The 25,115-nt window shown below is 71.5% G+C and carries 25 protein-coding genes; 13 read left to right on the top strand and 12 right to left on the bottom strand.

Annotated elements, in window-relative coordinates:
• Window positions 1–17 precede the first annotated feature (17 nt).
• The 4 genes from ACSMXW_RS36500 (at window position 18) to ACSMXW_RS36515 (ending at window position 3,789) form a co-directional block, all read left to right on the top strand.
• Entirely contained in the window at window positions 18–899 is an 882-nt protein-coding gene (locus ACSMXW_RS36500) for a helix-turn-helix domain-containing protein (protein WP_485802805.1), read from the top strand.
• A gap of 250 nt (window positions 900–1,149) precedes the next feature.
• A complete protein-coding gene (locus tag ACSMXW_RS36505; RefSeq protein ID WP_485802807.1) occupies window positions 1,150–2,010 on the top strand; it encodes an MBL fold metallo-hydrolase in 861 nt (286 codons plus the stop codon).
• Between the two features lie 126 nt (window positions 2,011–2,136).
• A complete protein-coding gene (locus ACSMXW_RS36510) occupies window positions 2,137–3,138 on the top strand; it encodes an alpha/beta hydrolase (protein ID WP_485802809.1) in 1,002 nt (333 codons plus the stop codon).
• Between the two features lie 9 nt (window positions 3,139–3,147).
• The gene (locus ACSMXW_RS36515) at window positions 3,148–3,789 is read left to right on the top strand and encodes a CGNR zinc finger domain-containing protein (protein WP_485802810.1); all 642 of its coding nucleotides are present in this window, start codon (window positions 3,148–3,150) and stop codon (window positions 3,787–3,789) included.
• A gap of 301 nt (window positions 3,790–4,090) precedes the next feature.
• On the opposite strand, the gene ACSMXW_RS36520 is transcribed toward ACSMXW_RS36515, so the two are convergent.
• The gene (locus tag ACSMXW_RS36520) at window positions 4,091–5,020 is read right to left on the bottom strand and encodes an NAD-dependent epimerase/dehydratase family protein (protein ID WP_485802812.1); all 930 of its coding nucleotides are present in this window, start codon (window positions 5,018–5,020) and stop codon (window positions 4,091–4,093) included.
• A 127-nt stretch (window positions 5,021–5,147) separates the two neighbouring features.
• Here ACSMXW_RS36520 and ACSMXW_RS36525 point away from each other — a divergent pair, with 127 nt between their 5' ends.
• Window positions 5,148–5,861: a TetR/AcrR family transcriptional regulator gene (locus ACSMXW_RS36525; RefSeq protein WP_485802814.1), complete on the top strand. Its 714-nt coding sequence runs from the start codon at window positions 5,148–5,150 to the stop codon at window positions 5,859–5,861.
• A 322-nt stretch (window positions 5,862–6,183) separates the two neighbouring features.
• On the opposite strand, the gene ACSMXW_RS36530 is transcribed toward ACSMXW_RS36525, so the two are convergent.
• From ACSMXW_RS36530 to ACSMXW_RS36550, 5 genes are all read right to left on the bottom strand, one after another.
• On the bottom strand, window positions 6,184–6,975 hold the full coding sequence (locus ACSMXW_RS36530; protein WP_485802815.1) for an SDR family NAD(P)-dependent oxidoreductase: 792 nt from the start codon (window positions 6,973–6,975) through the stop codon (window positions 6,184–6,186).
• A gap of 113 nt (window positions 6,976–7,088) precedes the next feature.
• Complete coding sequence (locus ACSMXW_RS36535; RefSeq protein WP_485802817.1) at window positions 7,089–8,078, bottom strand: quinone oxidoreductase family protein; 990 nt, start codon at window positions 8,076–8,078, stop codon at window positions 7,089–7,091.
• A 176-nt stretch (window positions 8,079–8,254) separates the two neighbouring features.
• Complete coding sequence (locus ACSMXW_RS36540; RefSeq protein ID WP_485802818.1) at window positions 8,255–8,899, bottom strand: TetR/AcrR family transcriptional regulator; 645 nt, start codon at window positions 8,897–8,899, stop codon at window positions 8,255–8,257.
• A complete protein-coding gene (locus ACSMXW_RS36545; RefSeq protein ID WP_485802820.1) occupies window positions 8,899–10,338 on the bottom strand; it encodes an MmgE/PrpD family protein in 1,440 nt (479 codons plus the stop codon). The genes ACSMXW_RS36540 and ACSMXW_RS36545 overlap by 1 nt, the downstream gene beginning before the upstream one ends.
• Before the next feature lie 154 nt (window positions 10,339–10,492).
• Window positions 10,493–10,909: a nitroreductase/quinone reductase family protein gene (locus tag ACSMXW_RS36550; RefSeq protein WP_485802821.1), complete on the bottom strand. Its 417-nt coding sequence runs from the start codon at window positions 10,907–10,909 to the stop codon at window positions 10,493–10,495.
• Between the two features lie 766 nt (window positions 10,910–11,675).
• On the opposite strand from ACSMXW_RS36550, the gene ACSMXW_RS36555 reads away from it, so the two are divergent.
• Window positions 11,676–12,074 (top strand): ACT domain-containing protein, encoded by a 399-nt coding sequence (locus ACSMXW_RS36555; protein ID WP_485802823.1) that lies wholly within the window; start codon window positions 11,676–11,678, stop codon window positions 12,072–12,074.
• A gap of 478 nt (window positions 12,075–12,552) precedes the next feature.
• Here the strand turns inward: ACSMXW_RS36555 and ACSMXW_RS36560 are convergent, their stop codons facing one another.
• Window positions 12,553–12,963, bottom strand: coding sequence for a RidA family protein (locus ACSMXW_RS36560; protein WP_485802825.1), 411 nt, complete (start codon window positions 12,961–12,963; stop codon window positions 12,553–12,555).
• A gap of 311 nt (window positions 12,964–13,274) precedes the next feature.
• Between ACSMXW_RS36560 and ACSMXW_RS36565 the strand changes: the two genes are divergently transcribed.
• A complete protein-coding gene (locus ACSMXW_RS36565) occupies window positions 13,275–14,018 on the top strand; it encodes a class I SAM-dependent DNA methyltransferase (RefSeq protein ID WP_485802826.1) in 744 nt (247 codons plus the stop codon).
• On the opposite strand, the gene ACSMXW_RS36570 is transcribed toward ACSMXW_RS36565, so the two are convergent.
• Both ACSMXW_RS36570 and ACSMXW_RS36575 read right to left on the bottom strand, forming a co-directional pair.
• Window positions 13,980–16,196 (bottom strand): SpoIIE family protein phosphatase, encoded by a 2,217-nt coding sequence (locus tag ACSMXW_RS36570; protein ID WP_485802828.1) that lies wholly within the window; start codon window positions 16,194–16,196, stop codon window positions 13,980–13,982. The two genes, ACSMXW_RS36565 and ACSMXW_RS36570, sit on opposite strands and share 39 nt — an antisense overlap.
• A 175-nt stretch (window positions 16,197–16,371) precedes the next feature.
• Window positions 16,372–17,409: a hypothetical protein gene (locus ACSMXW_RS36575; protein WP_485802830.1), complete on the bottom strand. Its 1,038-nt coding sequence runs from the start codon at window positions 17,407–17,409 to the stop codon at window positions 16,372–16,374.
• A 238-nt stretch (window positions 17,410–17,647) separates the two neighbouring features.
• Between ACSMXW_RS36575 and ACSMXW_RS36580 the strand changes: the two genes are divergently transcribed.
• Window positions 17,648–17,983, top strand: coding sequence for a hypothetical protein (locus ACSMXW_RS36580; RefSeq protein WP_485808531.1), 336 nt, complete (start codon window positions 17,648–17,650; stop codon window positions 17,981–17,983).
• Here the strand turns inward: ACSMXW_RS36580 and ACSMXW_RS36585 are convergent.
• A complete protein-coding gene (locus tag ACSMXW_RS36585) occupies window positions 17,920–18,414 on the bottom strand; it encodes an Lrp/AsnC family transcriptional regulator (protein WP_485802832.1) in 495 nt (164 codons plus the stop codon). The two genes, ACSMXW_RS36580 and ACSMXW_RS36585, sit on opposite strands and share 64 nt — an antisense overlap.
• A gap of 247 nt (window positions 18,415–18,661) precedes the next feature.
• Here ACSMXW_RS36585 and ACSMXW_RS36590 point away from each other — a divergent pair, with 247 nt between their 5' ends.
• Window positions 18,662–19,150 (top strand): DUF2000 domain-containing protein, encoded by a 489-nt coding sequence (locus tag ACSMXW_RS36590; protein WP_485802834.1) that lies wholly within the window; start codon window positions 18,662–18,664, stop codon window positions 19,148–19,150.
• Window positions 19,151–19,926: 776 nt separating this feature from the next.
• Window positions 19,927–21,276, top strand: coding sequence for a hypothetical protein (locus ACSMXW_RS36595; protein ID WP_485802835.1), 1,350 nt, complete (start codon window positions 19,927–19,929; stop codon window positions 21,274–21,276).
• Window positions 21,277–21,766: 490 nt separating this feature from the next.
• On the opposite strand, the gene ACSMXW_RS36600 is transcribed toward ACSMXW_RS36595, so the two are convergent.
• Entirely contained in the window at window positions 21,767–22,096 is a 330-nt protein-coding gene (locus tag ACSMXW_RS36600) for an antibiotic biosynthesis monooxygenase family protein (protein ID WP_485802837.1), read from the bottom strand.
• A gap of 291 nt (window positions 22,097–22,387) precedes the next feature.
• Between ACSMXW_RS36600 and ACSMXW_RS36605 the strand changes: the two genes are divergently transcribed.
• Together ACSMXW_RS36605 and ACSMXW_RS36610 are read left to right on the top strand one after the other, a co-directional pair.
• Complete coding sequence (locus ACSMXW_RS36605; RefSeq protein ID WP_485802839.1) at window positions 22,388–22,717, top strand: hypothetical protein; 330 nt, start codon at window positions 22,388–22,390, stop codon at window positions 22,715–22,717.
• A gap of 66 nt (window positions 22,718–22,783) precedes the next feature.
• A complete protein-coding gene (locus ACSMXW_RS36610) occupies window positions 22,784–23,125 on the top strand; it encodes an alpha/beta hydrolase (protein ID WP_485802841.1) in 342 nt (113 codons plus the stop codon).
• A gap of 255 nt (window positions 23,126–23,380) precedes the next feature.
• On the opposite strand, the gene ACSMXW_RS36615 is transcribed toward ACSMXW_RS36610, so the two are convergent.
• The gene (locus ACSMXW_RS36615) at window positions 23,381–23,965 is read right to left on the bottom strand and encodes a helix-turn-helix domain-containing protein (RefSeq protein WP_485802843.1); all 585 of its coding nucleotides are present in this window, start codon (window positions 23,963–23,965) and stop codon (window positions 23,381–23,383) included.
• 147 nt (window positions 23,966–24,112) lie between these two features.
• On the opposite strand from ACSMXW_RS36615, the gene speB reads away from it, so the two are divergent.
• Entirely contained in the window at window positions 24,113–25,105 is a 993-nt protein-coding gene (gene speB / locus ACSMXW_RS36620; protein ID WP_485802845.1) for an agmatinase, read from the top strand.
• The last annotated feature ends 10 nt before the right edge of the window (window positions 25,106–25,115 follow it).

The raw sequence follows: 25,115 nt of genomic DNA on the forward strand, positions 1-25,115 counted from the left end.
CGAGGGAGACTGAAGACATGCACCGCACACAAGGGCCACGCTCGCGCACGGCGCTCGGCGACTTCCTCCGCGCCAGCCGGGAGCGGCTGCGGCCCTCGGACGTCGGGCTGCCCGATGACGGGCGGCTGCGCAGGGTGCCGGGTCTGCGCCGCGAGGAACTGGCCCAGCTCGCGAACGTAAGCGTCGACTACCTCGTCCGGCTCGAACAGGGCCGCACGACCAGCGTCTCGCGCGCCGTCCTCATCTCGCTCGCCGACGCGCTGCGCCTCGACAGCGCCGCACGCGACTACCTGCTCACACTCGCCGATGTCACCCGCAGGCCACCGGGACCCGATGTCCCTTCCCAGCGGATCCGGCCGGAGACCCGGCACCTGCTCGACGCACTGGTGAACCTGCCGGCGATGGTGGTGGGCCGCCGTCTGGACGTGCTGGCCTGGAACCCTCTCGCGGCCGCCCTCTTCGTCGACTTCGGCGTCCTGCCGCCGGAGTACCGGAACATGGTCCGGCTGACCTTCCTGGACCCGGCGTTCCGCACCCTCTACGACGACTGGGCCACCGTCGCCAAAGGCTGTGTCGCCCACCTGCGGCTGGATGCCGGGCGCTATACCGACGATCGCCGTCTCGCGGCACTGGTGGGCGAGCTGTCGCTGAAGGACGACGACTTCCGTACCTGGTGGGCCAGCCACCAGGTACGCGCCCCAGGCTCCGATGAGAAAACCCTCCGCCATCCCGTCGTCGGAACGCTGACGCTGAACTCGCAGCGTTACGCCGTGGAAGCCGAGAGTGAACAGTTCCTCGTCGTCTACACGACCGTGCCCGGCTCTCCCTCTCACGACGCCCTGCGGCTGCTGGCCACCTGGGCGGCCACCGAGCACAGCTCCGCCCCCGACCGCGAATAGAGCACGGGTTCGGGCCGGCGAGCAGCGCGACTGCGATCAGCGCCGCAACCGCGACAGTGCGGGCGGTGCGGTGCCCGATGTCCCGTTAGTGCAGCGGATGAGGGGCGCCACGTGGGGGGAAGGGGCGGCCAGGGGAACTCGGTCGAACGCGGTGCGACATAACCATAGGTGGTACAGTTATTTCGTAGGCGGTGGTCGCTCGGCTGAGGACGCCGTCACGTCGGAGTCGGAACACACCGAGGAGCCACCCATGAGCACGGCGGAGCCCGCCCACCTGTCCTACGAGGTCCTCGTCTCCGACGGGACCCCCAGGAGCGGTGACCAGTACCTGCCGAACGGGGAACGCATCGTGTCCTCGCCGGTCGCCACGACGCTGATTCTCGGTGAGCGGGACGCCGTTCTCGTCGACCCGCCCTTCACCCGGAGCCAGGCCGCCCGGGTCGGCGACTGGATCGAGGGGACCGGCAGGCGGCTGACCCACATCTACGCCACGCACGGCCACGGCGACCACTGGTTCACCACTGGCGAGCTCATGCGGCGCTTCCCGGACGTCACCGCGTACGCGACGGCGGCGACGATCGAGGTCATGCACCGGCAGTCCACGGAGGGCCGCGCGCAGATGTGGGACAGGGCCTTCCCCGGGCTTATCCCCGAGACGCCGGTCATGGCGGAGGTCGTACCAGCAGAGGGGTTCCTCCTCGAAGGCAACGTCCTGCGCCCCGTGGAGACCGGCCACACGGACACCGACGGGACATCGGTGCTCCATGTCCCCTCCCTCGGCCTTGTCGTGGCGGGGGACGTCGTCTACAACGGCGTGCACCAGTACTTCCTGGAGGGCGCAGACGGTGGGCTCGCCGAGTGGCTGGGCGCTCTCGACCGGGTGGAGGCCCTTCAGCCGCGGGCCGTCGTGGCCGGACACAAGAATCGCGACCTGCCCGATGACCCCGCCACCGTGGAGCGGACACGGCAGTACCTGAAGGACGTGATCCGGCTGCTCGGGTCCAAGCCGAGCCCGCGCGACTTCTACGACAGCATGCTCGAACTTCACCCGGACCGGCTGAATCCCGGTCCGGTCTGGTACGGAGCCCAGGCGCTCCTCGGTGACGGCTGAGCCGGCGAAGCGGCCGCCCTGGAACGACGGTGGCCCGTGATCTCCTCGCCACTGTCCTGTACGTAGTGCCCCCGGCAGCGCGCCGAGAACTGAAGGACGCGCCGAGCACGGAAGGAGTGGTGCACCGTGACCGAGCTCAGGCAAGAGGAAGTCGCCTTCCCCGCCGAGGGGGGTGTCATGCTGCGGGCCACTCTCTACCTGCCGCCCGGTTCGGGTCCGCATCCGGCGATCACCATGGCCCACGGGTACGGCGGGACCAGGGAGCATGGCATACGGCCGTTCGCGGAGGTCTTCGCGCGGGCCGGGTTCCTCGTCCTCCTGCACGATCACCGCGGCTTCGGCCTCAGCGGCGGCATGCCGCGCCACGACATCGACCCCTGGCAGCAGGTCTCCGACTGGCGCCGCGCGATCTCCTACCTGGAGAGCCGCCCCGAGGCGGACGCGGAACGGATCGGCGTGTGGGGCACCAGCTACGCAGGCGGCCATGCGCTCGTCCTGGGCGCAACCGACCGCCGACTCAAGGCGGTCGTCGCCCAAGTCCCCACCATCAGCGGCTATGAGCAGGGACTGCGGCGGGTGGCCCCGGAGTCGGTCGCCGCCCTGGAAAGGGCCTTCACCGAGGACGAACGAGCGCAACTGCGGGGCGCACCGCCGCACCGCCAGGCCCTGGTCAGCGCTGATCCGGTCGTCGCGGCGTCCTACCGCACGCAGGAGGCGATCGACTTCTACCTGCAGCCTGCCGCCGAGGAGGTGTGGACCAACGAGGTCACCGTCCGTTCCACCCGCGCGGCCCGTATGTACGAGCCGGGCGCCTGGGTGAGCCGCATCTCACCCACCCCTCTGCTCATGGTGGTGGCCGCGGAGGACGCCGTCACCCTCACGGACCTGGCCCTGGCGGCGTACGAGAAGGCGCTGGAGCCCAAGTGCCTGGAGCTGATCCCCGGTGGTCACTTCGACGCCTACACCGCGGGCTTCGACCGGGCGAGCTCCGCCGCCCTGGCCTGGTTCCGCGGGCATCTGGCCGGCGGTGGCAGCCCTGATGCACGGGCCACTCCGGCCGCCCCGGCCTCCCGCACCGCTCCCGGTGCGCATGCCCCCGGGGGACGCCGACCGCCTGTGAAAGAATGAATGGATGCAATGGTCGAGGAGACGGTGAAGGAGGCGCGCCCGATGGCCTGGCCCGCCAGTGACCGCTATGGTGTCGAGCCCGCTCCCGGGGCACTGGCACTCGTGCAGGACCTGCTCAACACCGTCTCCGCCGGCCGCCCCGACCTCCTCTCCGACCTGGCGAGCGCCCAGGCCTGGGTGGACGTGGCGGTCACCGACTGGTCCGCAGCCACCGGGCAGCCCGCGCCGCAGATCGTCCTCGACGCGGGGGGCGTGCGGAAACTCCGCGCCTTCCGCGACGATCTCCAGGAGCTCACCGCGCGTGCCGGTGCCCCGGACGGCGCCGCCGGGCCTGGCGGAGCCGCCCCGATCGTTCACTACGCCGCCGCGCTCCACCTCGGTGAGGACGGCGAGGTCCACCTGGAGGCCTGCGGCACCGGCTGGCGCCGCCTCGTCTCGCTGGTGCTGGCCGCGATGTACGAAGCGCAACTGACCGACACGCGACGCCGTCTGAAGGTCTGCCGGAACCCCCGCTGCCGGTGCGCGTTCTACGACCGCTCCCGGAACAACAGCGGCGTGTGGCACGACGTCAAGAGGTGCGGCAATCCGGCCAACCTGCGCGCCTACCGAGCCCGCCAGCGCGTCCAGAACAACGCGGCCGGGGCCCGCTGACCCGCAGGGGGTACCGGGCGGTTCGCCATGGTTCGCCACTCCGCGACGGCGCGGCGTCCCACCATGACCGTGCCTCCCACCAACCGTGACCGTCCCTCCCGCCAACCACGGCGGGAAGCCGTCAGCCGACCTGTGATCTGCGTCGATCGCCGACCCGAAGGCCCCTGCCCTCGGCGCCCGGGGGCGGCCGCGTCGAGGCCGGCGGTGGTGAATCGCCGGGGGGACGCACCGTGCGTCACCAGGTCCTGTTCGTCCCGGGCCGGGAAGTGCCGACCGGATGTTCCGGGGGCTCTTGTGGAGCTCACGCGGCCGCCTGTCCGGCGGTCAGGGTGGCCTCGCGCGGTCCCCACACCCTGCGGTAGGAGCCGTGGACGAGCTCGTCGAGGAGCGAGGGGCCTTTGGGGTTCCAGCCGAGTTCCGTGCGTGCCTTGGCCGCATCGACCCGGACATTGCTGCTCATCCCCACGGCGTAGAGCATGCCGATGGCCTCTGCCATCTCCTCCAGCGGGACGGATACCGCGCTCTCCTGGCCGAGAGCACGGGCGATCCCTTCCGCGACCGAGCGCATCTCGCTCTCATCGGCCGCCAGGTTGTACTGGCTTCCGGGCGGTGCGGACTCCAGGGCGAGCAGGTAGGCCTCGGCCGTGTCGTCGAGGTACACGGTGGGGTAGCGGTTCAGGCCGCGTCCGGTGTAGCGGCTCAGGCCGTCCCGTAGCGCCGCCCTGAACAACACCGGGAGCTGCTCGCTGCCGCCTTGGCCGTAGACCATGCCCGGGCGCAGTACCACCGTGTGATGACCGTGTTCGGCGGCCGCCAGGACCCGCTGGTCGAGCTCATAGCGGTGCGCGAGAGCCGGAATGGGGACGAAGCCGGGGTCCTCCACGTGGACGGTGTCGCTCGGCTCACCGCCGGACAGTTCCGTGTAGACGGCGACGCCGCTGGTGCGGATGAACCGCTTGCCGGAGCCCGCGAGGATGTCCAGCAGTGCCGTGGTGGCCTCCGCGCTGTCGGCGTTCGCGGTCTCGATGACGGCGTCCGCGTCCTGGACGGCGGCGCGCAGGGAATCACGGTCGCCCAGATCACCGCGCACGGGCGTCACCCCTGCCGCGGCGAGCGCTCGCATACCGGCGTCACTGCGCGCCAGCCCCAGGACGTCGTAGCCGGCGACGAGCAGTCGCTGCGCGACCGCTCGGCCGAGGTACCCGGTTGCTCCGGTGACGAGAGTTTTCACGATGTCTCCTGGCGAAGAGGGTGTTACGGGGAAAAGGGGCGGACTGCCGGCCGGCGTCCCCTCAGGATCTCCTGAACGTTGTTCATGAGCATAGAGCATGAGACACGTAAGGGGTAGGGTTGTCACCATGGTGGACAACGACATGCCGACTCAGGTCCGTGAACGGCTGAGCCGGGAGACGATCACGGCGGGGGCCGTGGAGCTGGCTGATGCCGAAGGGCTCGACGCGGTGACCATCCGGCGCCTTGCTCAGTACCACGGCGTCACGCCCACGGCGCTCTACTGGCATTTCAAGGACAAGGACCAGCTCCTGGACGGCATTGCCGAGCGCCTCTTCGCGGAGGTGGAGCTACCGGGCGAGGCGGCGGACGAGCCGTGGCCGCACCGACTGCGTGCGGTTCTGGAAGGCTTCCTGGCCGTGTTGCGGCCTCACCCCACGCTCGCGCCGCTGCTTCCGCAGCGTGTGCTGTCCTCTCCCGCCGGCCTGGCCGTCACCGAGCGCACGCTGTCGCTGCTGCGGCAGGCGGGCCTCTCGGACGAGCGTGCCGCCGAGACGGGCGCCTATCTGCTGAGTGCCGTGGTCGCCCTCGTCGCCGCCGAGCCGGGTCGGGAACTGCCGACGGAGCCGGAGGCCCGCGAAGACGCCATCCGGGTCAAACGCGCCTCGCTGATCGCTCTCTCGCCCCGACGTTTCCCCGCCGTCGTCGCCTGCGCCGATCCGCTGTCCGACTGTGCGAGCCCGGACGACTACTACACCTTCGGCCTGGACATGCTGATCGGCGGCGTCATCAAGCTCGCCGACGTGCGGGCGGGTGACGGGGCCGCGGGACAGGGCGGATGATCGTCGCCGAGGCGGACCCGGGCGCGGTTAGCGCCAGCGTGTGCGGGCCGGCACGATGCGGTGGAAGCCGGCGCTGACCAGGCCGTTCTGCAGCCCGGTGGGTGCGCTCCTCTGCCGCTGGGCGCGACCACATGCCGGTCGAGGGAGTTCCTCGACCGGCTGCGCGCGAGGGCCTGCGAGAGACCGGGGCGATACGCGGAGCCGACGGCCGGCATCCTGCGACGCGCAGTCGGGCCCAGCGGATGCCGGCGCCGGCGCGGACAGCCGCGGGTCGCGTGACGAGCAGGCCGCGTGACGAGCAGGTCGCGTGACGAGCAGGCGCTCAACGCTTGTGGCGTGTGCCCTCCACCAGGGCCCGGGTGGTTCGCCTGGAGCCCGCCGTTTGCTGGACGGCGGCGGAAATACCGGGGAACGCAGTGGCCAGTGTGCCGAGCAGGCGCAGTGAGAGCGGGGCCGGGTTCACTTCGGCCACGTCCTTCTCGATCGCGCGCAGCACGCCGTGCGCGACCTGCAGCGGCGACACGGTCTTCACGCCACTCGGCGGCTCGGCACCGGCTTCAGCGAAGATGCCCGCATCCCGAACGAAGCCCGGTTGCACCACCGACACGCCCACTCCGGTGCCTCTCAGGTCCTGGCGCAGGCCCAGGCAGAATCCGCGCAGGCCGAACTTCGTCGCGTTGTAGAGCGACCCCTGGGTCTGGGCGATCTTGCCGGCCAGCGAGCCGAGCAGGACCACGTGCCCCTGACGCCTTTCCAGCATGGCGGGGAGAACCGCACGGGTCAGCGCGACGGGAGCCCGCAGGTTCACGGTGATGGCGCGGTCGGCCTCCTGCTCGGTGAAATCCAGCAGCTCGCCACTTGCTGGCAGCCCGAAGCTGACAACGAGAACGTCAACCCGCCCCGCCTCCCTGACCAGTCGCTGGACGTCCCCGGCATCGGACATGTCCGCCGCGACGGCTTGTGCGCCGAGCGCCTCGGCCAACTGCCGTAGTTCCCCCGCACGGCGCCCACTGAGTGTCAGGTCGGCCCCCCGGGCGGCGAGCGCGGTCGCTATGGCGCGGCCGAGGCCTCCGGTCGCGCCGGCGAGCAGCACGTTCTTTCCAGCAATATCCATGGTGTTCCTTGGCTGTTCTAACGATACGGGTTGACGCGCGCTGCCCCGCCCCCGCGGCAACCCTGCCTCCGCGGCGACCGCGGAAGAGAAGTGCGTCGCGGGGATCAACGGTTTCACACCGTGAGCAGGACGCGCCCGAAAGGACTGCCCTCGGCCAGGAGCCGCTGGGCGTCGGCGGCATCCTTCAGGGGGAAGGCCCGGGCCACCGCCGGGCGCAACTCTCCGCGCGCGAGCAGGTTGAGCAGGACGGAGTTGGCCGCGTTGACCTCCTCGGGGCTGAACAGGGCGAAGCGGAAACCGTGCACGTGCGCGTTCTTCCAGATCAGGTCGGTGACGTTGATCCGGGTCGCCATTCCGCCGGCGTAACCGATGCTGATCAGGGTGCCGTCGACCGCCAGCGCGCCGAGGGCCTCCCCGGTGAGGTCCCCGGCGACGCCGTCCAGCACCACATCCACGCCTTTGCCGTCGGTGATCCGGGCGACGCCGTCGCGCAGGGACTCACGGGTCAGGTCGATGACCTCGTATCCGGCGGCTCGGCCCTGCTCTGCCTTCCGCGTGCTGGTGGCGGTGGTGATGGCGTGTGTCGCGCCGAGCACCCGGGCGACCTCCACCCCCCCTTGGCCGACCGCGCCGCCGACACCGGGGGCCAGAACACTCCGGCCCTTGCGGAACCCGGCCAGTTCGGTCAGAGCCAGGTAGGCGGTCAGGTAGCCGGCACCGGCGGTCAGCGCGGCGGCGGCCGTCTCCTTCACCCCGTCGGGCACAGGAACGAGGTGGGCGGGGTCGACGGCGACCGCGTCGGCCCATGTGCCGTCGGCGCTCACGCCATAGCGGCCACCGCTCAGCACGACCCGGGTGCCGGCGGCCGGCCCGGAAGCACCCGCCTGCTCGACGACGCCCACGCCGGAGCCGCCCGGCCGGATCGGCAGCGGCTTGTGCAGGGTGGGGGCGAGCTTCCCGGCACGCACCGTCTCGTCCAGCGGGCTGACGCCCGCCACCGTCATCCGGACGACCGCCTGCCCGTCGGCGGCGACCGGCGGGGCCACCTCGACGAGGTCGAGGACGTCGTACCCACCGAACCGCTCGTACTGGATCGCGCGCATGCTCTGGCTCCTCCGTCATTCGGCCGCCTTGGGCGTGCCGAGGGGACTGCTTGAAATAAGCGTAAGTGCTTTACCTATTTCAAACAAGGGGGACCGAGAGCGCGGGTGAGGTCCGTGGCCTGGGGCAGGGACGTGCTGACCGGGACCTCCCGGGGGCGACCTCGACCGCCCGGACTTCACTGCCGGCTCCTCCGGGTCGCGGCGACGGCGGCCGCGACCTGCTGGGCGGTGAGCGTCGCCGCGGCGTGGTCGACCGGGGTGCGGAACCCGGCGAGGAGGTAGCTGAGGTGTCGGCGCCACGCGTCCGGTGCCACCTCACCGCTGGTCTCGATGACGCCGCGCAGCGCCCAGACGGCGGTCGCGATGTCGCCGACGGTCACCTGCTTGGACACGCCGCCCTCCTGGGCTCTGGCCAGGAGTCGGCCGGTCAGGTCCTCGAGCTCCCGCACCAGAGGGGCCGGCGCGAGTTCGCCCCACATCCCGTGCATGAAGCCGCGGCTGGCGGCCAGTTCCCAGCCGACGGTGTCCAGGTAGACGTCCAGGCACCGCTGCGGTGGTTCGGCGCAGGCCTGGTGGGTGAGGTCGACCAGCCGCCGGAAGAACACGCCGAGGACCTCGCGTACCAGGGCCTCCTTGGTGCCGAAGCGCCGGTAGAGCGTGGCGGGACCGACCCCCGCGGCGCGGGCTATGTCCTCCATGGTGGCACCCGTGCCGTGCTCGGCGAAGACCCGTTCGGCCGCGTCCAGCAGTCGCGCGCGGTTCTCGGCGGCGTCACGGCGTAGTCCTTCGGCGGGCCCGCCGGTCGGGTGGGAACGCGACATCACCCCCTCCTTTCCGTGGAGCCGGTGTCCTGATCGCCGGTGCTGTGCGGGGTGGCCCGACCGAGCAGGCCGGTGAGCGCGCCGACGTCCGGGCTGGCGTCGAGGCCCGTGACGGCCGCGATGAGCGCCTCGGTTCGCTCGTCGCCCAGGACGCCGATGACGTTGTCGCGGAACTTCGCCTCGATCCCGGCCCGGGTGGCCGGCAGACTCGGATGTCCTCGGAAGCCCGTCTGGCGGTGGCTCAGCGTGGTGCCCTCGCGCAACTCGATGTCGACCTGGGCGGTGAAGATCGGCTCATCCGCGGGAATCGGCATCGCGTAGGGCTCGACACGATCGCCGATCGCGAGGATCTCGGGGTCGCTCCAGCGGGCGGGATCGAGGTAGTCGGCGGGGGTGTTGCGTCCCGTGACGAACTGCAGGCCGATACCGAACGCGAGGCTGAACTGCGCCGAGATCGCGTCAGTGGGCCGGGTGACGGAGGCGCCGTGGCCCACGGCGAAATCGACCAGGCCGACTCTGATGTGCGCGATGTCGCCGGCTTTCGGATCGTGTGCCTCGCGCAGGTGCCGGATCGCGTCGAGCGGCGCGTGGTTGGTGGCAACGCCCGGGTAGAAGCGGAAGATAGTGTCGAGCACGTGCCAGCGTTCCCAGAGCGCGTCGGGGATCCGGGTGGCTTCGCCACCGCCGAACAGCCGGAACACACCGCGGTGCCCCTCGAAGATCGTCGGCGGGCCGGTCAGTCCGGCACGGGCCAGCAGTGCGGCTTCCAGCCCGGCACGCGACGCGGAACCCCCGTGGAGACGCTTGACCTCGCCGCCGCTCTGGTCGTACTCCATCGTGCCGCCCGCGTCGCTGGCCGCGATGCCGAACGCATTGACCAGCTCGGCCGTGCTCAAGCCGAGCACGATCCCGGACGCCGCGGCGGCGCCGAAGACGCCGAGCACCTTGGAACCGTGCCAGCCCGTGGTGACCATGCCTGCGGTGGCCGCGCCGAGTAGCGCCATCACCTGGATCCCGGCGGCCACGGCCGTGATCACCTCACGGCCGTCCGCGCCCTCGCGCTCCGCCAGGGCGAGCACGGCGGGAACCACGGCGGACGAGGTGTGCCAGGCCAGCGCGTGCGCGTCGTCGTACTCGGCGCTGTGCCCCAGCGTGCCGTTCACCCACGCGGCCAGGGAAGCGCTCGTTCGCCTGCCCGAGTGTGTCAGTGTCGCCTCCGGTGTGCCGCCCTGGCTCTCCGCGAACCGGAGCACCGGCCGGACGTTGGGGAGGGTGGCGCCGAGTGTCTGCACGCCGAGTTGGTCCAGCAGCACCAGCTTGGTGTGTGCGACGACCTCGTCGGGCAGGTCGTCGAACCGCAGTGCCCCGACTCGCGCGGCGATGCGCTCGGCGACGGTGGCGGCGGTGTCCGCCGTGGCCGGTGCGGTGAAGTCGGTCATTGATCCATCACCTTTCGCAGACGGTTCCTGCCTCGATAAATGAGAGTAGTCGCTATCAATCGGTGGACGACGCCGTCATTCCGGTGCTTTGCGTCACGCCGCGTTCGGCCACACGGCGGCACAGCACCCGGTGGTGTCCTGTGTCACGTCGAAGTCACGTCGCATCGACGAGCTGGATCTCCACGAGGGGGCTGCCGGCCAGCCAGTCCTCGACCGTCGGCCGCGGATCCGGATGGGGGATCGCGTCGGATGCGTTGATGTCGTCGAGAAGCTCGGTGAAGATCCTTCGGCGCTCGGCCTCGTGTGTGACGGGGACGGCGAGGGCGGGGAGGTCGGCGACCACTTCTCCCTTGAGGTGGAGGGTGAAACGTGGATGGGCGAGGAGGTTCGCATACCAGGCCCGGGGCCCGGGGCGGCCGGTCAGGTAGAGCCGACCGCTCGCCCGATACAGCCAGATCTCGATGCGCCGAGGCCTTCCCGTGCGTGCCCCCGTGGTCGTGATGTCGACCCGCCGGTCGGCGACCGTCGAGTTCCGGTCGATCCGAAGCGCTCGTGCGATGCCCTCGTCCACTCGGCTTTCCCTTCGATAAGTGAAACTCAAGCTATCACTTAGTGAGGGGTGTCACTCGTCGAGCGTGGCGAAGCTTGTGGTGTGCGTGGCGGCTCACCTCCCTGGCGTGCGCACCGACCCCGTGCCGGTCGAGGGCTTCGCCGACGGGACGGTCCGCCGGATCGATGACGTCCGCCGTCCCGCCTCGGTCCACGACGCACCGGGTCGGCCGGGCGGGCCCGGCGCGCGGCTCGACCGGCTCAGCCGGTGCCCACTCGGCGGCACGAACGCTTAACTGCGGGGCCCTCGCGGAGAGATGGGAGAGCAGGGCCGCGTTCGCGGCCCTGCTTGCCGCGGGAGGAGACCAGAGGAATGCCGACCACCTGTCGTGGCGCCGGCTCCGCCCGCAGTGGGGTCCAGGAGTTGCTGTCAGCTCCGGCCGAACGGGACCTCCCGCCGAGTCGCCATCTCCATCGCAAGGATGTCCTGGTGCACCAGATCCACCGCGCCCGCGCCCTCTCCACCCGGACGTCGCGGACGTCGCAGCCGTCCCCGGCGCCGCCCCCGCGGCTGCTGCGGTCGGCCGTGTTGCTGCCCGTCGCGTCGATGGCGCTGGTCGGAGTGCTGGCCGCCACGCTCTCGGCCCGTGACCACGACTCCGCCTCGATAGCGGGCCCGGTCACCGGCCCCGCCGCCGGAGTCGCCACTCGGGCCGCCCTCCGGTCGCGCTTTCCGACGTGCGTCGTCCAGCGGCGTCCCGACCGCGCACAACCCTATGATCGTGGCCATGAGTGGCGAGGCCGACCTGCGGAAACTGCTGAGTGGTATGAGCCCGGAGCTGCGGCCGGGGCGTTATGTGTTCACCGTCGCCGAGGCCGGCATCCCACCTGGCCTCACGCCGGTCGTCACGGTCGCCGAGCAGGAGGGGCTGACTTTGGTCGTACGGCTGGAGGATGCCGATGCGGCTGGACTCGCGTACGACTACGTGGCGGCATGGGTCACGCTGCGCGTCCATTCTTCCCTGGACGCAGTCGGGCTCACGGCCGCCGTCGCCCGGGAACTCGCCGGCGCGGGCCTGAGCTGCAATGTCGTGGCCGGCTTCCACCATGACCACCTTTTCATCCCCTACGAGCGGGCGGCCGAGGCGATCGCGTTGCTGCAAGACCTCGCGCGACGTTCCGCCTGACCTCGGCAGGAGGACTGGTCACGGGCTCATGATCACCGTCACCGGCCCGACCGCGAACACGCGCGACGCCGCCGCGGGCGTCGTCCGGCCGGACCATGCCGCCGGGCAGGCCTGACACACCGTCCGCAAGAACCTGGTCGGTCCGCGACCACGAGGACCGCCCGTCCGCCTCCGCCTCCCGCCTGCCGTCCGGGGAAGTCCCCCCGGACGGCCCGCGACCCGGGCACGCTCACCGCGGACGACCTGCTGACCGCGGCACGGGACGCGGCCATGCGCTGATCCCCGCCCCGCCCACCCCCGGGCCCGGACCACCCACGCCCGAGCCCGTCCTGCCAGGCGAGGGCGGGCCGGGCCCGGACCCGAATCGGGCGAGGGCGGGACCGACCGGAGGATCGCGTTCAGGTGGCCGGCGGCCTCGCAGCGCGTACGCGCCAGGCGCATCCAGCCCCGGCCACGCCCGGCCGGGGGGTGATGGACCTCAAGAATCAAGCACGGCGGCGACGGCCTCGATCTCGACGAGCTGGTCCTTGTAGCCGAGCACAGTGACACCCAGCAAGGTGCTGGGGACGTCATGGTCGGCGAAGGAGTCCCGGACCACCTCCCAGGCGGCCACCAGATCCTCCCGCCGGGTCGATGCGACGAGAACCCGTGTACTGATGACGTCCTGGAGCGACGCGCCGGAGGCGGCCAGAGCGGCCTGCATGTTCTCGACCGCTTTCAACGCCTGCCCCGCGTAGTCCCCGACCGCCGCCGTCGAGCCGTCGTCGTTCAGGGGACACGCCCCGGCGAGGAAGATCAGGCGGGACTCGGCCGGCGCCGTGGCCGCATAGGCGTACTCGGCGACATCGGACAGGGAAGCGGAGCGGATCAGAGTGATGGCACGAGCCACGGTCGTCGGGTCCCTTCTCATCAGGTACTGGGCGCTGACATCCTGCCCATGCCCGTCGGCACCCGCCTCACCGTTTTTCGCGCCACCCCCGCGGCAACGCCATCGATCCGACGCCAGGTACCGCCAGGCAACCTCGGCGACGTCCCGCGGTCCCGCCACTTCAGCGCAGAGCGATGCCAGGGCGCTGGGCCAGGTGGCGACCGCTGCGGGTGCCGGCCCGGCACCACCCCGAGACCGTGGTCGTCGCCTGGATCCGCGGCGGGGCGGATATTCGCTGGACGGGCCCGCGGTCAGCGGTGAGAGTTGTCGGGATGCGGCAGGAGGAAGTCTGGGACGCTGATGTCGCCCAGCACTACGACACGCCCGGATCGGGCATGTTCGCACCGGAGGTCCTGGGCCCGCCTGTGGAGCGCCTTGCGCGGTTGGCGGGGGAGGGGCCGGCGCTTGAGTTCGCCATCGGAACCGGCCGGGTGGCCGTTCCGCTCGCCGCGCGAGGAGTTCCGGTCGTCGGCATCGAGTTGTCGCCGCCGATGGTGGAGCAGCTGCGCACCAAGGTCGACGAAGCGACGATCCCCGTGGTCCTCGGTGACATGGCGACCACCGTGGCCCCGGGGGAGTACACCCTGGTCTACATCGTCTACAACGCGATCTCGACCCTACTCACCCAATCCGAGCAGGTCGCGTGCTTCCGCAACGCGGCGCGTCACCTCAGGCCCGGCGGCCGGTTCGTGGTCGAGCTCCGGGTGCCCGAGCTGCGCAAGCTGCCCCCGGGCCAGTCGGCCATCGTCTGTCAGTCCGAGCCCGGCTTCATCTTGCTGGACACCTACGACGTCCTGCGCCAGCACGTCGTGTCGCACCACTTCCGGTTCGAGGGGACCAAGCAGGCACAGCTGTTCCGCAGCCCGCACCGCTACGTCTGGCCGGCCGAACTCGACCTCATGGCCCAACTGGCCGGATTCGAGCTGGAGACCAGGCACGCCGACTGGGCCGGCGCGGAGTTCACCGCCGAGTCGCCCTCACACGTCTCCGTCTACCGAATCCCGCCGGCCCGGTAGCCCGCGACGCACCGCCCGACTCCCCCCAGCCGGCCCTTCAGCCTCTCGCGCCGCCCGGCCCCCGGAAGCCCGGAGCCCGGAGCGGGGCCGGGCCGGTGAGCCGCGGGTGCGGGCCACGAGGAGGGCCACGTCGTCCTCCTGCGGGGCGTTGGCGGTCATCCTCGTGATGACGCGGGAGCAGAGGTCGTCGAGGTCGGCGGGTGGTTCGCGCAGTGCGGCGGCCAGCCGGTCGAGCCCCGTGTCGATGTCGACGCGGCGGGATTCGACCAGTCCGTCGGTGTACAGGGCGAGCACGGTGCCCCCGGGCAGTTCGAGGTCGACCGATTCGTAAGGGCCGGTGCCCGTCCCGATCGGCGGGCCCACCGGGGTGTCGGCGATCGTGACCTCCCCGCCGGGTGTGACCAGCAGCGGCGGAGGATGACCGGCCCGCGCCAGGGTGCACACCCGCTGCGCCGGGTCGTACACGGCGTACAGGCAGCTCGCGCCGGTGATCGAAGGCTGGTCGGTGGCCCAGGTGCCGGACTGCGCGAGCTGGTCGGTGACCTCGCTGAGGTGGTCGAGCAGTCTCGTGGGGTGCTGGTCGAGCACGGCGAGGGTGTGCACCGCCGTGCGCAGGCGTCCCATGGTGGCGGCGGCGTGGACGCCGTGCCCCACGACATCGCCGATGACCAGGGCGATCCGGCCGCCGGGCAGCTCGATGGCGTCCATCCAGTCCCCGCCGACCCCCTCGTGCCGGTCCGACGGCAGGTAGCGGCTGGCCAGGTCCACCGCGCCGCCCCCCGACAGCTTCTCCGGCAGCAGGCTGCGCTGCAGGGTCAGCGCGGCCCTACGCTCGCGGGTGTAGCGGCGGGCGTTGTCCAGGCTCAGCGACGCCTGGACGGCCAGTTCCTCGGCCAGCAGCAGGTCGTCCCGCGAGAACGGAACGACGTTGTCGTTCCGGGCGAACACGGCGATACCGAGGATGGTGCCGCGGGCCCGCAGCGGAATCATCATCAGGGAGTGGATGCCCGTCTCACGGACGGTTCGGCGCCGGGCGGGGTCGTGGTCCAGCCACGTCCCCAGGCCGGATTCCAGCACCGGGCTGAGATGGGAGCGGCCCTCGCCCAGCACGGCGAGGTACGGCGACCCGGGTGGCACGTACACCACGTCACCCACCGGGAAGGGTGCCTCGGGCGCTCCTTCGTGGACGGAGGCCATGCCCGCGCGGCGGAAGGCGGGGATGCCGAACTCGCCCTCCGCCATGCGTTTCAGCGGTTCCTCGCCCAGCGGCACGGCCTCGGCCAGGTCCACCGCGACATAGTCCGCCAGGGCGGGGACGGCCATGTCCGCGAGCTCCTGCGCGGTCGTCATCACGTCCAGGGTGGTGCCGATGCGGTGGGCCGCCCTGCCCAGCAGCGCCAGCCGCTCCCGCTCCCAGCTCTGGGTGACGTCCAACGACACACTGCACACACCCACCCGAGTACCGTCGCTCGACACGAGAGGGAACAGCGAGGAGGAGAAGACGACCTCCCGGCCGTCCTCCGGCGACACCCACCGCACCACATGGTCGTCCACCGGCTCGCCCGACGCCAGCACCTCCCGCATCACCGGCTCGGTGGTGGTCCTGTCGAAGCCCCGCAGGATCCGCCGCGCCGACGGCCCCGAGGCGGCCCCGGCGGACAGGCCCGTCACCTTCCTGGTGGTGTCGTTCGCCCACACCAGCCGCATCTCGGCGTCCCACACCGCCACCGCCAGCGGCGACCGATCCAGCAGGGACACCTCTTCCTCGGGGTCCCGCGTGCCCTCCGGCGCGCCCGTGGCGGCGACGAGCCAGCAGTGCTCACCGTCCCCACCGGTGAGTGCGACGGTCTCCACCGTCAGGCGGACTACGCCACCGTCCCGGTGCCTGAGATCCACGACGGCGGCCGCGGCCCGCCGGGCGCCGCGCCGCCCCACGGCCCCAGGGGCCGGCGACCAGGAGACGTCCTGTCCGGGAGCCGCCAGGAACTGCCGCACGGGCGCCGCGACGACGTCCTCCGCACGGTGGCCGAGCAGCCGCTGACAGCCGTCCCCCCACGCCAGGATCCTCCCGTCGGGGCCGAGGAGAGCCAGAGCGGGGGCAGGCGCGTCAAGCGCGTTGTGCGCGAAGCCGACAGACTTCGACGCCGGATCGGAAGCAACGTTGACGTTGCGTACCATCCCGATACTCTCCGTAGCAGGAACGCTGGCTCGACATGCCAAACGCCAAGCCTAACCCTGTCATCGCCCGGACCGCGGGGATGCGCGTGCGCCGGCCCCTGGCCCGGGCCGCGGCGATCCCGGGCCGGTGGAGGGCGCGGCATCGCGCGCCGGCCGAGACGCTGTCCGTCCGCGTCTATTCCGTGATGTCGGGGTTGCCGGTCAGGATCTCTTCGGTGGTCCGCCAGAGCCGGGGCAGGAATCGGGTGACCTCTCCGGCCCGGTGGAGGAGGTCGGGCGTGGAGCTGACGCCCAGGTCGGCGACGGCTGCCCGGAAGGCCGGCGCGAGGGTCTCGTGCAGGTGGGGATCGTCGGTGGCCAGGATGGTGTGGCAGCGAGCGAAGGTCGCGATGATCCAGAAGACCGCCTCGTGGTGGTCACCGGAGTCGATGAGTGCCTGGCTACCGTCGATCGCGATCGGCCGCGCGGCGGGGGTGATGTCGCTGCTGAAGAAGAACGGGGTCTTCGCGACCTGGGCGGTGGCGTCGAACGTCGTGACGAGTGCGCGTAGATGGTGCTGAACGCGTTGCGCAGGCAGGTGTGCACAACCGAGAAGACTCAACAGGTCGGAATAGCTGCCGAGGTGGCCGTACTCGGTGAGCACGTCGCGTGCGGCCCGGTAGCGCAGGCGGACGGTGGGGTTGCGCAGGGCGGCGGCGAGGAGCACGTGGCACGTCACACCGGTGGGGAACAGCCAGGCGTTCACCTGCTCGTGGAACGGCCTCGAGGTGTCGATCGCCGCGAGGCGGGTCTCGATCCGGTGGCGGGCGTCCTCGCACCTGCGGCGGACCCAGGGCCGGGCGGCGAAACGGGGCGCGATCTGCGCGTGCAGCTTGCGCAGATGACCGGTGGGGTCGTCGATGACCGCGTCGGTGCGGAAGCTTCCGGCCAGGTGGTAGGAGGCGAGCACATCGTCGGCGGAGGCGAGCTCGCGCAAGGGCAGGTGGCTGACCTCCAGGAGGGCGCCCTGGTAGCGGAGTTTTCCCGGCTTGGCCGGCGGGTCGTCATCGGCGGTGACGACCACGATGTCGACGTCGGAGGACGGCGGGAGCTCGGCGTCGTCCGGTAGCCCGACGGTCGAGCCGCTGAAGTACGCACCCCGAAAGCCGGCGTCGGGCCGGGCATGCCGGGCGACCCACTGGACTGCGGCGGAACGTGCCAGCCCGACCTTCACAGACGAACCCCTCCGGTGAGTGACTGCGGACTCCATTCTTCCAGCTCGCTGCGGTGCGGGCGGGTGCGACACCTCCCGGGCGGGTTCACCCCGGGACGGCTCCGGGAGGCAGGACCTACCGGACGCACGACGAGCGGCGGCGTGACCATCCGGCACCCGCACTGGTGCGCCGCGGGAGACTCGACCCATGCCCGCCCCGCTGAGCGTCAACCGCAACAAGCGCAGTCTGGCGCTGGACATGAAGTCCGCGGCGGGCCGAGACGCCCGTCTCGCGCTGGTCCGCAGCGCCGGCGTACTGATCACCAACACACGGCCGGGCGGGCTGCGCCGTGCTGGCGTTCAATCCCGTGGAGCACCTGGCGGGCCAGACCTCCGAGCCCCCGATGGGCCCGGTCGGATTCCCCCGGTCGCTGTCCCCGGGGCACCCGTGGCGGGGGCCGTGGAATCCCGGTCGCGTCCCCGGCCGATCCGCGGCGGATCACGGCACGGCCACCGTGAGGAGACAACCGGTCAGCGGGCTGAGCGCGAGGAGCGGGAACGGTCAGGGCCGGCCGGCTCGATACGGCGGGGCTGAACGTGCTCGTAGACCATCGTGGTCTGCACGTCGGCGACTTCGCGGCGTTCGGTGAGACGGTCGATGACGAAGGCGTACACGCTGTCCACATCCGGGACCGCGACATGGATGAGGAAGTCGTGACTGCCCGAGGTGACGAACAGGCCGATCACCTCGGGCAGCCGCGCCGCCCATTCCCGGAACCCCTCGATGACGGGCCGGGCCGGTGGCCGGATGCGCACCGAGATGAGCGCCTGAACGGGCCGGCCGGCCGCGTCGAGATCCAAGGCCGCGTGGTAGCCGGTGATCACGCCACGCTCGCGGAGCAGCCTCACCCGCTCCAGCGAGGTCGAAGGTGAGACCCCGGTCTTGGCCGCGAGGTCACGGTTGGTCTGCCGTGCGTCGTTCTGCAGCTCCCGCAGCAGGGCCCGGTCCAGCGCATCAAGTTCCACAGAACTCATGATAGGCCGAACGAAGTACGGCGAATGGGGGCCTGGCCTGGACTCCTGCCTGATCTCTGCGGCCTCCCCGGGGCCCTTCCTCCGTACGAACGACGGAGATTCCCCGGGATCGGCCGCATCACGTGCGCCGAGGATTCCGAAAGCCCCTCCATCGGCGCATGACGTTCGGGACATCGTCTGAAGCCCCACATCACTGCCTAGCATTGCTGCGTCTGGCCGAACGAGTACAGGGGATCACATGTCTGTGGTGAACGCGTCCAGCGCGACGACGGTGGGCTTCGCGTCCGAGGAGATGGACTTCAGCCTGTCCACCCGTCAGGTGCGGCTGAAATGGGTCGTCGTCGTCAACGCCGATCTGCCTCCCGGCCGAGCCGCCAACGCCGCCGTCTGCGCAGCCGCCCCCACGGTGGCCGCGGTCCCCGGACTGCTGGGCTCCGAGGCCGCCGACGCGGAAGGCGCCGTGCATCCGGGCCTGCCCTGGGTGGGTTGCTCGGTGCTCGTCGCCGACTCCGCCACGCTGCGCTCCATCCGCGACAAGGCGGCCTCTCGCGCCGACACCTTCGTCGCCGACGTGCCCGCCGCCGCCCAGAGCACTCGCGTCTACAGCGACTACATCACCGCCGTGGGCAAGACCCAGAGCGAGTCCATGGACTACTGCGCAGTCAGCCTCGTCGGCCCGCGCAACCGGGTCGACAAGCTCGTCGGCAAGCTCCCCCTCATGCCCTGAGCCGGTCATGCCTGGGCAGGGCCGACCCACCCCTGCCAGCGCCACGGATGCACGGTTCTCCTCGGCCCGTCCCATGTGGCAGGTTTCACTCCGTCAGGGGCTGTGGAACCGGAACAGGAGGACACCTCGGCCCGTTGAACCAGGCGTGGATGCGGAGGGGACAGTGTCCCCGGGCCTCACCCATTGCCCATGGGGAAGATCGTTCGGCTGAAGCCCCATGGTGCCTTTCGCCGCGAGGCGACCGCCCTTCGCGTCCACCCTCCCGCGCCCCGGCCGGACACGTCCGACTGCCGGGGCGCCATCGCATTCGACCGGGCCCGACGCTTGAGTCCGTGCTGAACTCGCCGTCGGCGGCGCCCTGGCCGCACTCGCCCCAGTCGTAACCGCGCGATCGGTGAGTCTGACACGCTTGACCGGCGACCGGCGACCGGCGACCGGCGACCGGCGACCGGCGACCGGCGACCGGCGACCGGCGACCGGCGACCGGCGCAGGGGCGGACTGGTGCTGGACGTCAGCGATATGCAAGGACCAGTCCCGGCCGAAGCGCGGAGCGGGCCCGGCGGCCCGGCACGGCCATCGTGGCGGCCGACGTGTCACCACGGGGCTCCGCCCTCACCTCCTCGACCGCCACACCCATGCCTGGAGGCTGCCCGCGCGGGATGCCGTTGGCCGTTGCCGTCGGACCCGTTGTCAGTGGCCTCCGCCATGATGCGGGCATATGACGGCCCGTCCGACAGGGGACCCGAGGCCGTCTGCGGCGAAGGGAGGGGTTGCCGTGCGTAGGCCGGTCACAGGCGACGTGCACGTTCACTACGGTCAGATCCACGTCCAGAGCGATCCGAGAAGCGCGAACCCGGACCTCTTCGAGGCGTTCGCAGGCCAGAGCGCGGGGCTGTGCGGGGCCGCGGTCCCGGGCGCGCTCTGGTTGATCACCGGACTGCACACCGGCAGCGTCGGCTTCGTCGTGGAAGTCCACGACGAGGCTCCTGTGCTGGATCCGGTCTGGGAGGACGTGGTGGAGGTGTCCTTCCGCCCGGTGTCGGAACGCACCTGTTTGGTGCAGTGGGCGGGCGGGGCCGCGTGGGACCTGGATCTCGTCCGGACCGACTACCGGGTGCGGTACTGCGCCCGGGGAATGGACGAGGGACGGGAGTTGGACACCAGAGCGGCCGGGAAGCCACAGGCGGACAGCTACCTCCTGCAGTTCTGGCCAGCGCCGCCCCGCCCGGACCGCGTGATCCGCCAGACCTCGCGGAACGCCGCGTACTGGCACCGCCACGCACGCGAACTTCCGCCACCGCCCACACCCGAGCAGCGCGCCGAGACCGAACGCCTGGCCCGCCAGGCGGAGGAACGGGCCGCCGAGGAGCGGCGACTGCACCGCGAGCAGTGGGAGTGGGGCGGACGGCTGCCAAGCGAGAGACTGCGCGCTGTTGGCGGCAATGTCCGCGGCCTGCTCCGCTTCGACAGCGACCTGGTGCACGCCCTCGATGCCGCGGGTCCCGAGGTCCAGAGTGCGGTGGCGTTGCTGGCCGCCCGGCGGGCCTGCGAGACGGCGGGCCTGACCGACGTGTCGTGGGTCACGCAGGCGCTCACCGCCCTGACGGAGAGACGTCCGCTGCCGCCGCCGTTCGACGACGTGGCCCGGCTATGGGAGACCCTGCGGTCCGATCCGCGGGTCCCGAGGCGGTCGGTGCTCAAGTCGATACCTCCCGAGCGACCGCCGTACCGCCCACCGGCGCCCCCGCCGGTGGCCGGGTGGACGTGGGTCCCGGCCGCGGAGTCCAGGGACCACGGGCGGAGGCGGCCGGTCCTCGGCCGGGCACTGGGTGCGTTGGTACCGACGGTGGCCGCTCCCGAGAGGCCGGCACCGACCGGAGGTGTGGGGCACAGTCTGCCTGCGGTGGTGCACACCTCCGGCGTTCCGCGTGGCACCGGGCGGATCTCACAGCCACACGTCGCTCTTCCCGCGGTGCTCGCCGCTGCCGAGCCCGACCCGCTGAGGGCGGCACTGGACGCGGTATGGGCAGCGGTGGGCACGTACGGCGAGCACTACCCGAAGCTGCTGGAGGAGATCCGGTCGGCGTGCGTCGAGCAAGCCCACGAAGTCCCACGGTGTGTGTGAGTACCCACCCCGCTGGGGGAGTAGGCAGACCTCCCGTCCTGCCGTCGGTGTTGCCCGCCTCGCGTGCCGTCGGTGTTGCCCGCCTCGCCTGCCGTATCGTCAGCGCGCACCCGGACCTCGTCGCAGACCGCGCCCGCTCAGAGGTCACCCGTCCTCGCTCGGAGATTCCTCAGCTGCCTCCTTCGGCACCAGCGATGCCACCGCCGACCATGCCGTGGCGCGACCACGCCGTGGCGCTGATCGCCCCCCTGCGCGAGACCACCGTCCAGTGCCCGGCCACCGGCTCGTAGCCGAGCTCGCGATGCCGGCGCCCGACCCGGTCTCGTCGGTGGTGCGGTCGAGCAAGTGCCCCAGTTGGTCACCCGTCGAACGGCCCGGGCCGCCCGCCTGTCGAGGATCGGAGGCGGCCCGGGCCGTCGAAGGCGCACTCGGCGTCGCACCCACCACGAGAGGAGGAGCCTCTCCGCCTCGGGAGCAGTGCCTGGCCGAGTCAGCCGTGCTTGGGAGCGGCCTGCTGAACTACTTCGAACGACCACAGGGTGGACCCGGAGGCAGCGGGCTTGCGTTGCCCGCCTTCCTCACCACCTCCCTGGTGAGCGGACTTCATCGGACCCTCCATCCACGCCTGGAAGGAGGCCTCGTCCCGCCACCTGGTGTACACCAGGTACTGGTCGGTTCCCTCCACGGGGCGAAGCAGTTCGAACCACTCGAAGCCGTCCGAGGACTCCACGGTCCCCGCCCGCGAAGAGAACCGCTTCTCCAGGATCTCGCGCTGCTCATCGGGCACGGTCAGGACATTGATCTTTACGACACTGGGCATGTGGCACCTCTCCGGACAGGGATCGTTCCGTCTCCCCCTATGCTGCCCCTGCCGTCCGCGGTCTCGATCATCGCCTCGCTGTTTTCAACAGGCGAGCTGGACTCCCGGTCGCCTCAGGACCCAGCACGTGGCCGACGCCTCGTCGGAGCAGTCCCCGGCGGTCGGGCTCTCCAGCGGGGGCCCTGACGTGCGGACCGTCCAGTCGGGGCTCCCGTGGTGACCGTGCGGATCCTGTTGCGGCCGTGTCACGGCGGTGCACCGACGGCAAGTCCACCGCCGCCTGCTCGCATCTTGATCTCCGACAGTGCACAGGATCCACCCGAGAGCAGGCTGACGTCACGATCCCCACGCCAACCCGCCGCGGCCTCGCCCGGCAGCGCGGAACCGGACGACCTGCTGGCCTCCGCCATGTACAGCGACCTGATGTGGCCCGACCTGGCCGAGGCGGTCTCCGACCACCGGCGCGGTGACGACGGCGCACTGCTCGGTGCCACGGACCAGGTGGCGTCCGACGGCGTGCCCACGGCCCAGCTCGCGTACAACTGCGTGGACACCAAGTGGCCCCGGTCGTGGCGGACCTGGCACGACGACACGGCCGCTTCGGCACGTCAGGCACCGTAGTTCGCCTGGCTGAACACCTGGTACAGCGCGCCGTGCGCCTTCTGGCAGGCCCCGGCCGCCAGGTCGGTGAAGGTCGGCTCGGTGAAGGTGCCGCCGGTGCTGATGCTCCAGGCCGCCGACGACGCCGCCACACCGCTGGTCGGTGCGCGCACGATGCACGGGGCCCTGGCCGGCTCGCGGCTCGTCGTCGCCGGCGGCGGCGGCAACCATGGCCAGTACCTCTTCGGCGACAACACGCGCATGGACGCTCACGGCACCAGCTACCTCCTCACCGGGAAGCCGCCGGCGAAGGACACGACCTGCAAGGCGTCGCAGCCCCCACGCCGTGAGCCTCGGCGGGCGGTCCGGGCACCCGGATCGCCCGGCCGAACCTCACGGTGCGTAGGTGGGTGTGACGTACCCGGCTGACCAGCGCGTGACGGCGGACGCGCTGACGCCGGGCCGGACGGGCCGCAGTGGCGGTGGGCGGCGCGGCGCGGCCCTTCTCACGCCCGCCACCCGGTCAGCCGGGCCCCGCCGGCACCTGCCCGCGTCGCCGTTGCCGGGCGCAACGGCGGGCGTTGAACGACGGCTGCGGGCATCTGGCCGCAGAGATCCAGTCCGCCAGGGCCACGAGCGCTCCGGCCAGGGGCGGGCGGGCGCTGGTCCGGTGAGCTTCCCGGGTCAGTGGGAGCCGCTCCAGGGGGCCGGGACGAAGGTCCAGGTGACCTCGGCGGGGCCGGGGCCGCAGTTGCGCCAGGTGTGTGGCTCCCGGCCGGAGAAGGTCAGGGTGTCACCGGCGGCGAGTACCTCGGTGCGGTCGGTGAAGCGGACGGAGACCTCGCCGCTGACCACGTGCAGCACTTCCACGTCGCAGTTGATCGTGTACAGATGGTCGCCGCCGTGTGCGTCCGGCTCGAGTCGCGATCGCAGGATCTGGATCTTCGATTGGGCGCGGGGTGTGACCATCCGGTCCTCGACGCCGTGCCCGCCCATGTTGAGGCGTGGCGCTGCGTCCAGCCGGATCACCTCGGCATCGGCGTCTTCGAAGAGGGATCCGACCGGTAGGGACAGCACCTGGCACAGGGTGACCAGCGTAGTGACGCTCGGTGAGGTCTCGTCGCGCTCGACCCGGCTGAGGAATCCCCTGGTCAGGCCGGTGGCGGCGGCGACCTGCTCGATGGTCAGGCCCTGGGCCTTGCGGCAGGCCCGCAGGCGTGCCCCGACCCGGACGGGAGCGGGGGACGGCGTCGGGTGCAGCGCTTTCATCGAATCCTCGCGTCACTCGTTCGGCTCCCGGACGACCCTTGACAGGGTGGTAACTCAGAGCAAACACTACCCGGAACGCGAGATGCCTAATAGGCACTCTTTGTTGTGTATAGGTAATCTCTCTCCTGGAACAGATCCGAGGTTCCGATGAACTCCGCCGAATCCCCGCGGCCCCCGGTCGGCCCCCCGGACGCGAGTCTGAGCCCCCGGTATGCGGGGATCGCGACCTTCGCCCGGCTGCCCCGCTTGGAAGACGTCCCGAGCGCCGACATAGCCGTCGTCGGCGTGCCCTTCGACAGCGGGGTGAGCTACCGGCCCGGCGCCCGCTTCGGGCCCGCGCACATCCGTGAGGCGTCCCGGCTGCTGAGACCCTACAACCCGGCGCAGGACGTGGAGCCCTTCGCCGCCCAGCAGGTCGTCGACGCCGGCGACATATCCGCCAACCCGTTCAGTCTCGACGAGGCGGTCGCTCAGATCCAGACCGCCGCCGAGGAACTGACCGCGGACGGTGCCCGGCTGCTCACCCTCGGCGGGGATCACACCATCGCCCTGCCGCTGCTGCGCGCCGCCGCCCGGCGGCACGGCCCGCTCGCCGTGCTCCACTTCGACGCCCACCTCGACACCTGGGACACCTACTTCGGTGCCCCCGTCACGCACGGCACCCCCTTCCGCCGCGCGTCCGAGGAGGGACTGATCGACCTCACCGCCAGCCTGCACGTGGGCACCCGGGGCCCGCTGTACTCTCGCAAGGACCTGCGGGACGACGAACGCCTCGGGTTCGCCGTGATCTCCAGCCCCGAGATCGAGGCCGAGGGCCTGCCCCGGGCGATCGAGCGCATGCTCGCCCGCCTCGGGGAGCGGCCCGTGTACCTGTCCATCGACATCGACGTCCTGGACCCGGCGCACGCCCCCGGCACCGGGACCCCCGAAGCGGGCGGGATGACCAGCCGGGAACTCCTCACGATGATCCGCACCCTGCGCGCAACGCGCCTGGTGGGCGCCGACGTGGTCGAGGTGGCCCCCGCCTACGACCACGCCCAGCTCACCGCCGTCGCCGCCGCCCACACCGCCTACGAGATCCTCTCGGCGATGACGCCCGACCACCTGCCTGCGCCGGACCACCGGCCCCACGAACGATAAGGGGAAGGCG

This window comes from Streptomyces sp. DSM 116793 (assembly GCF_057320905.1).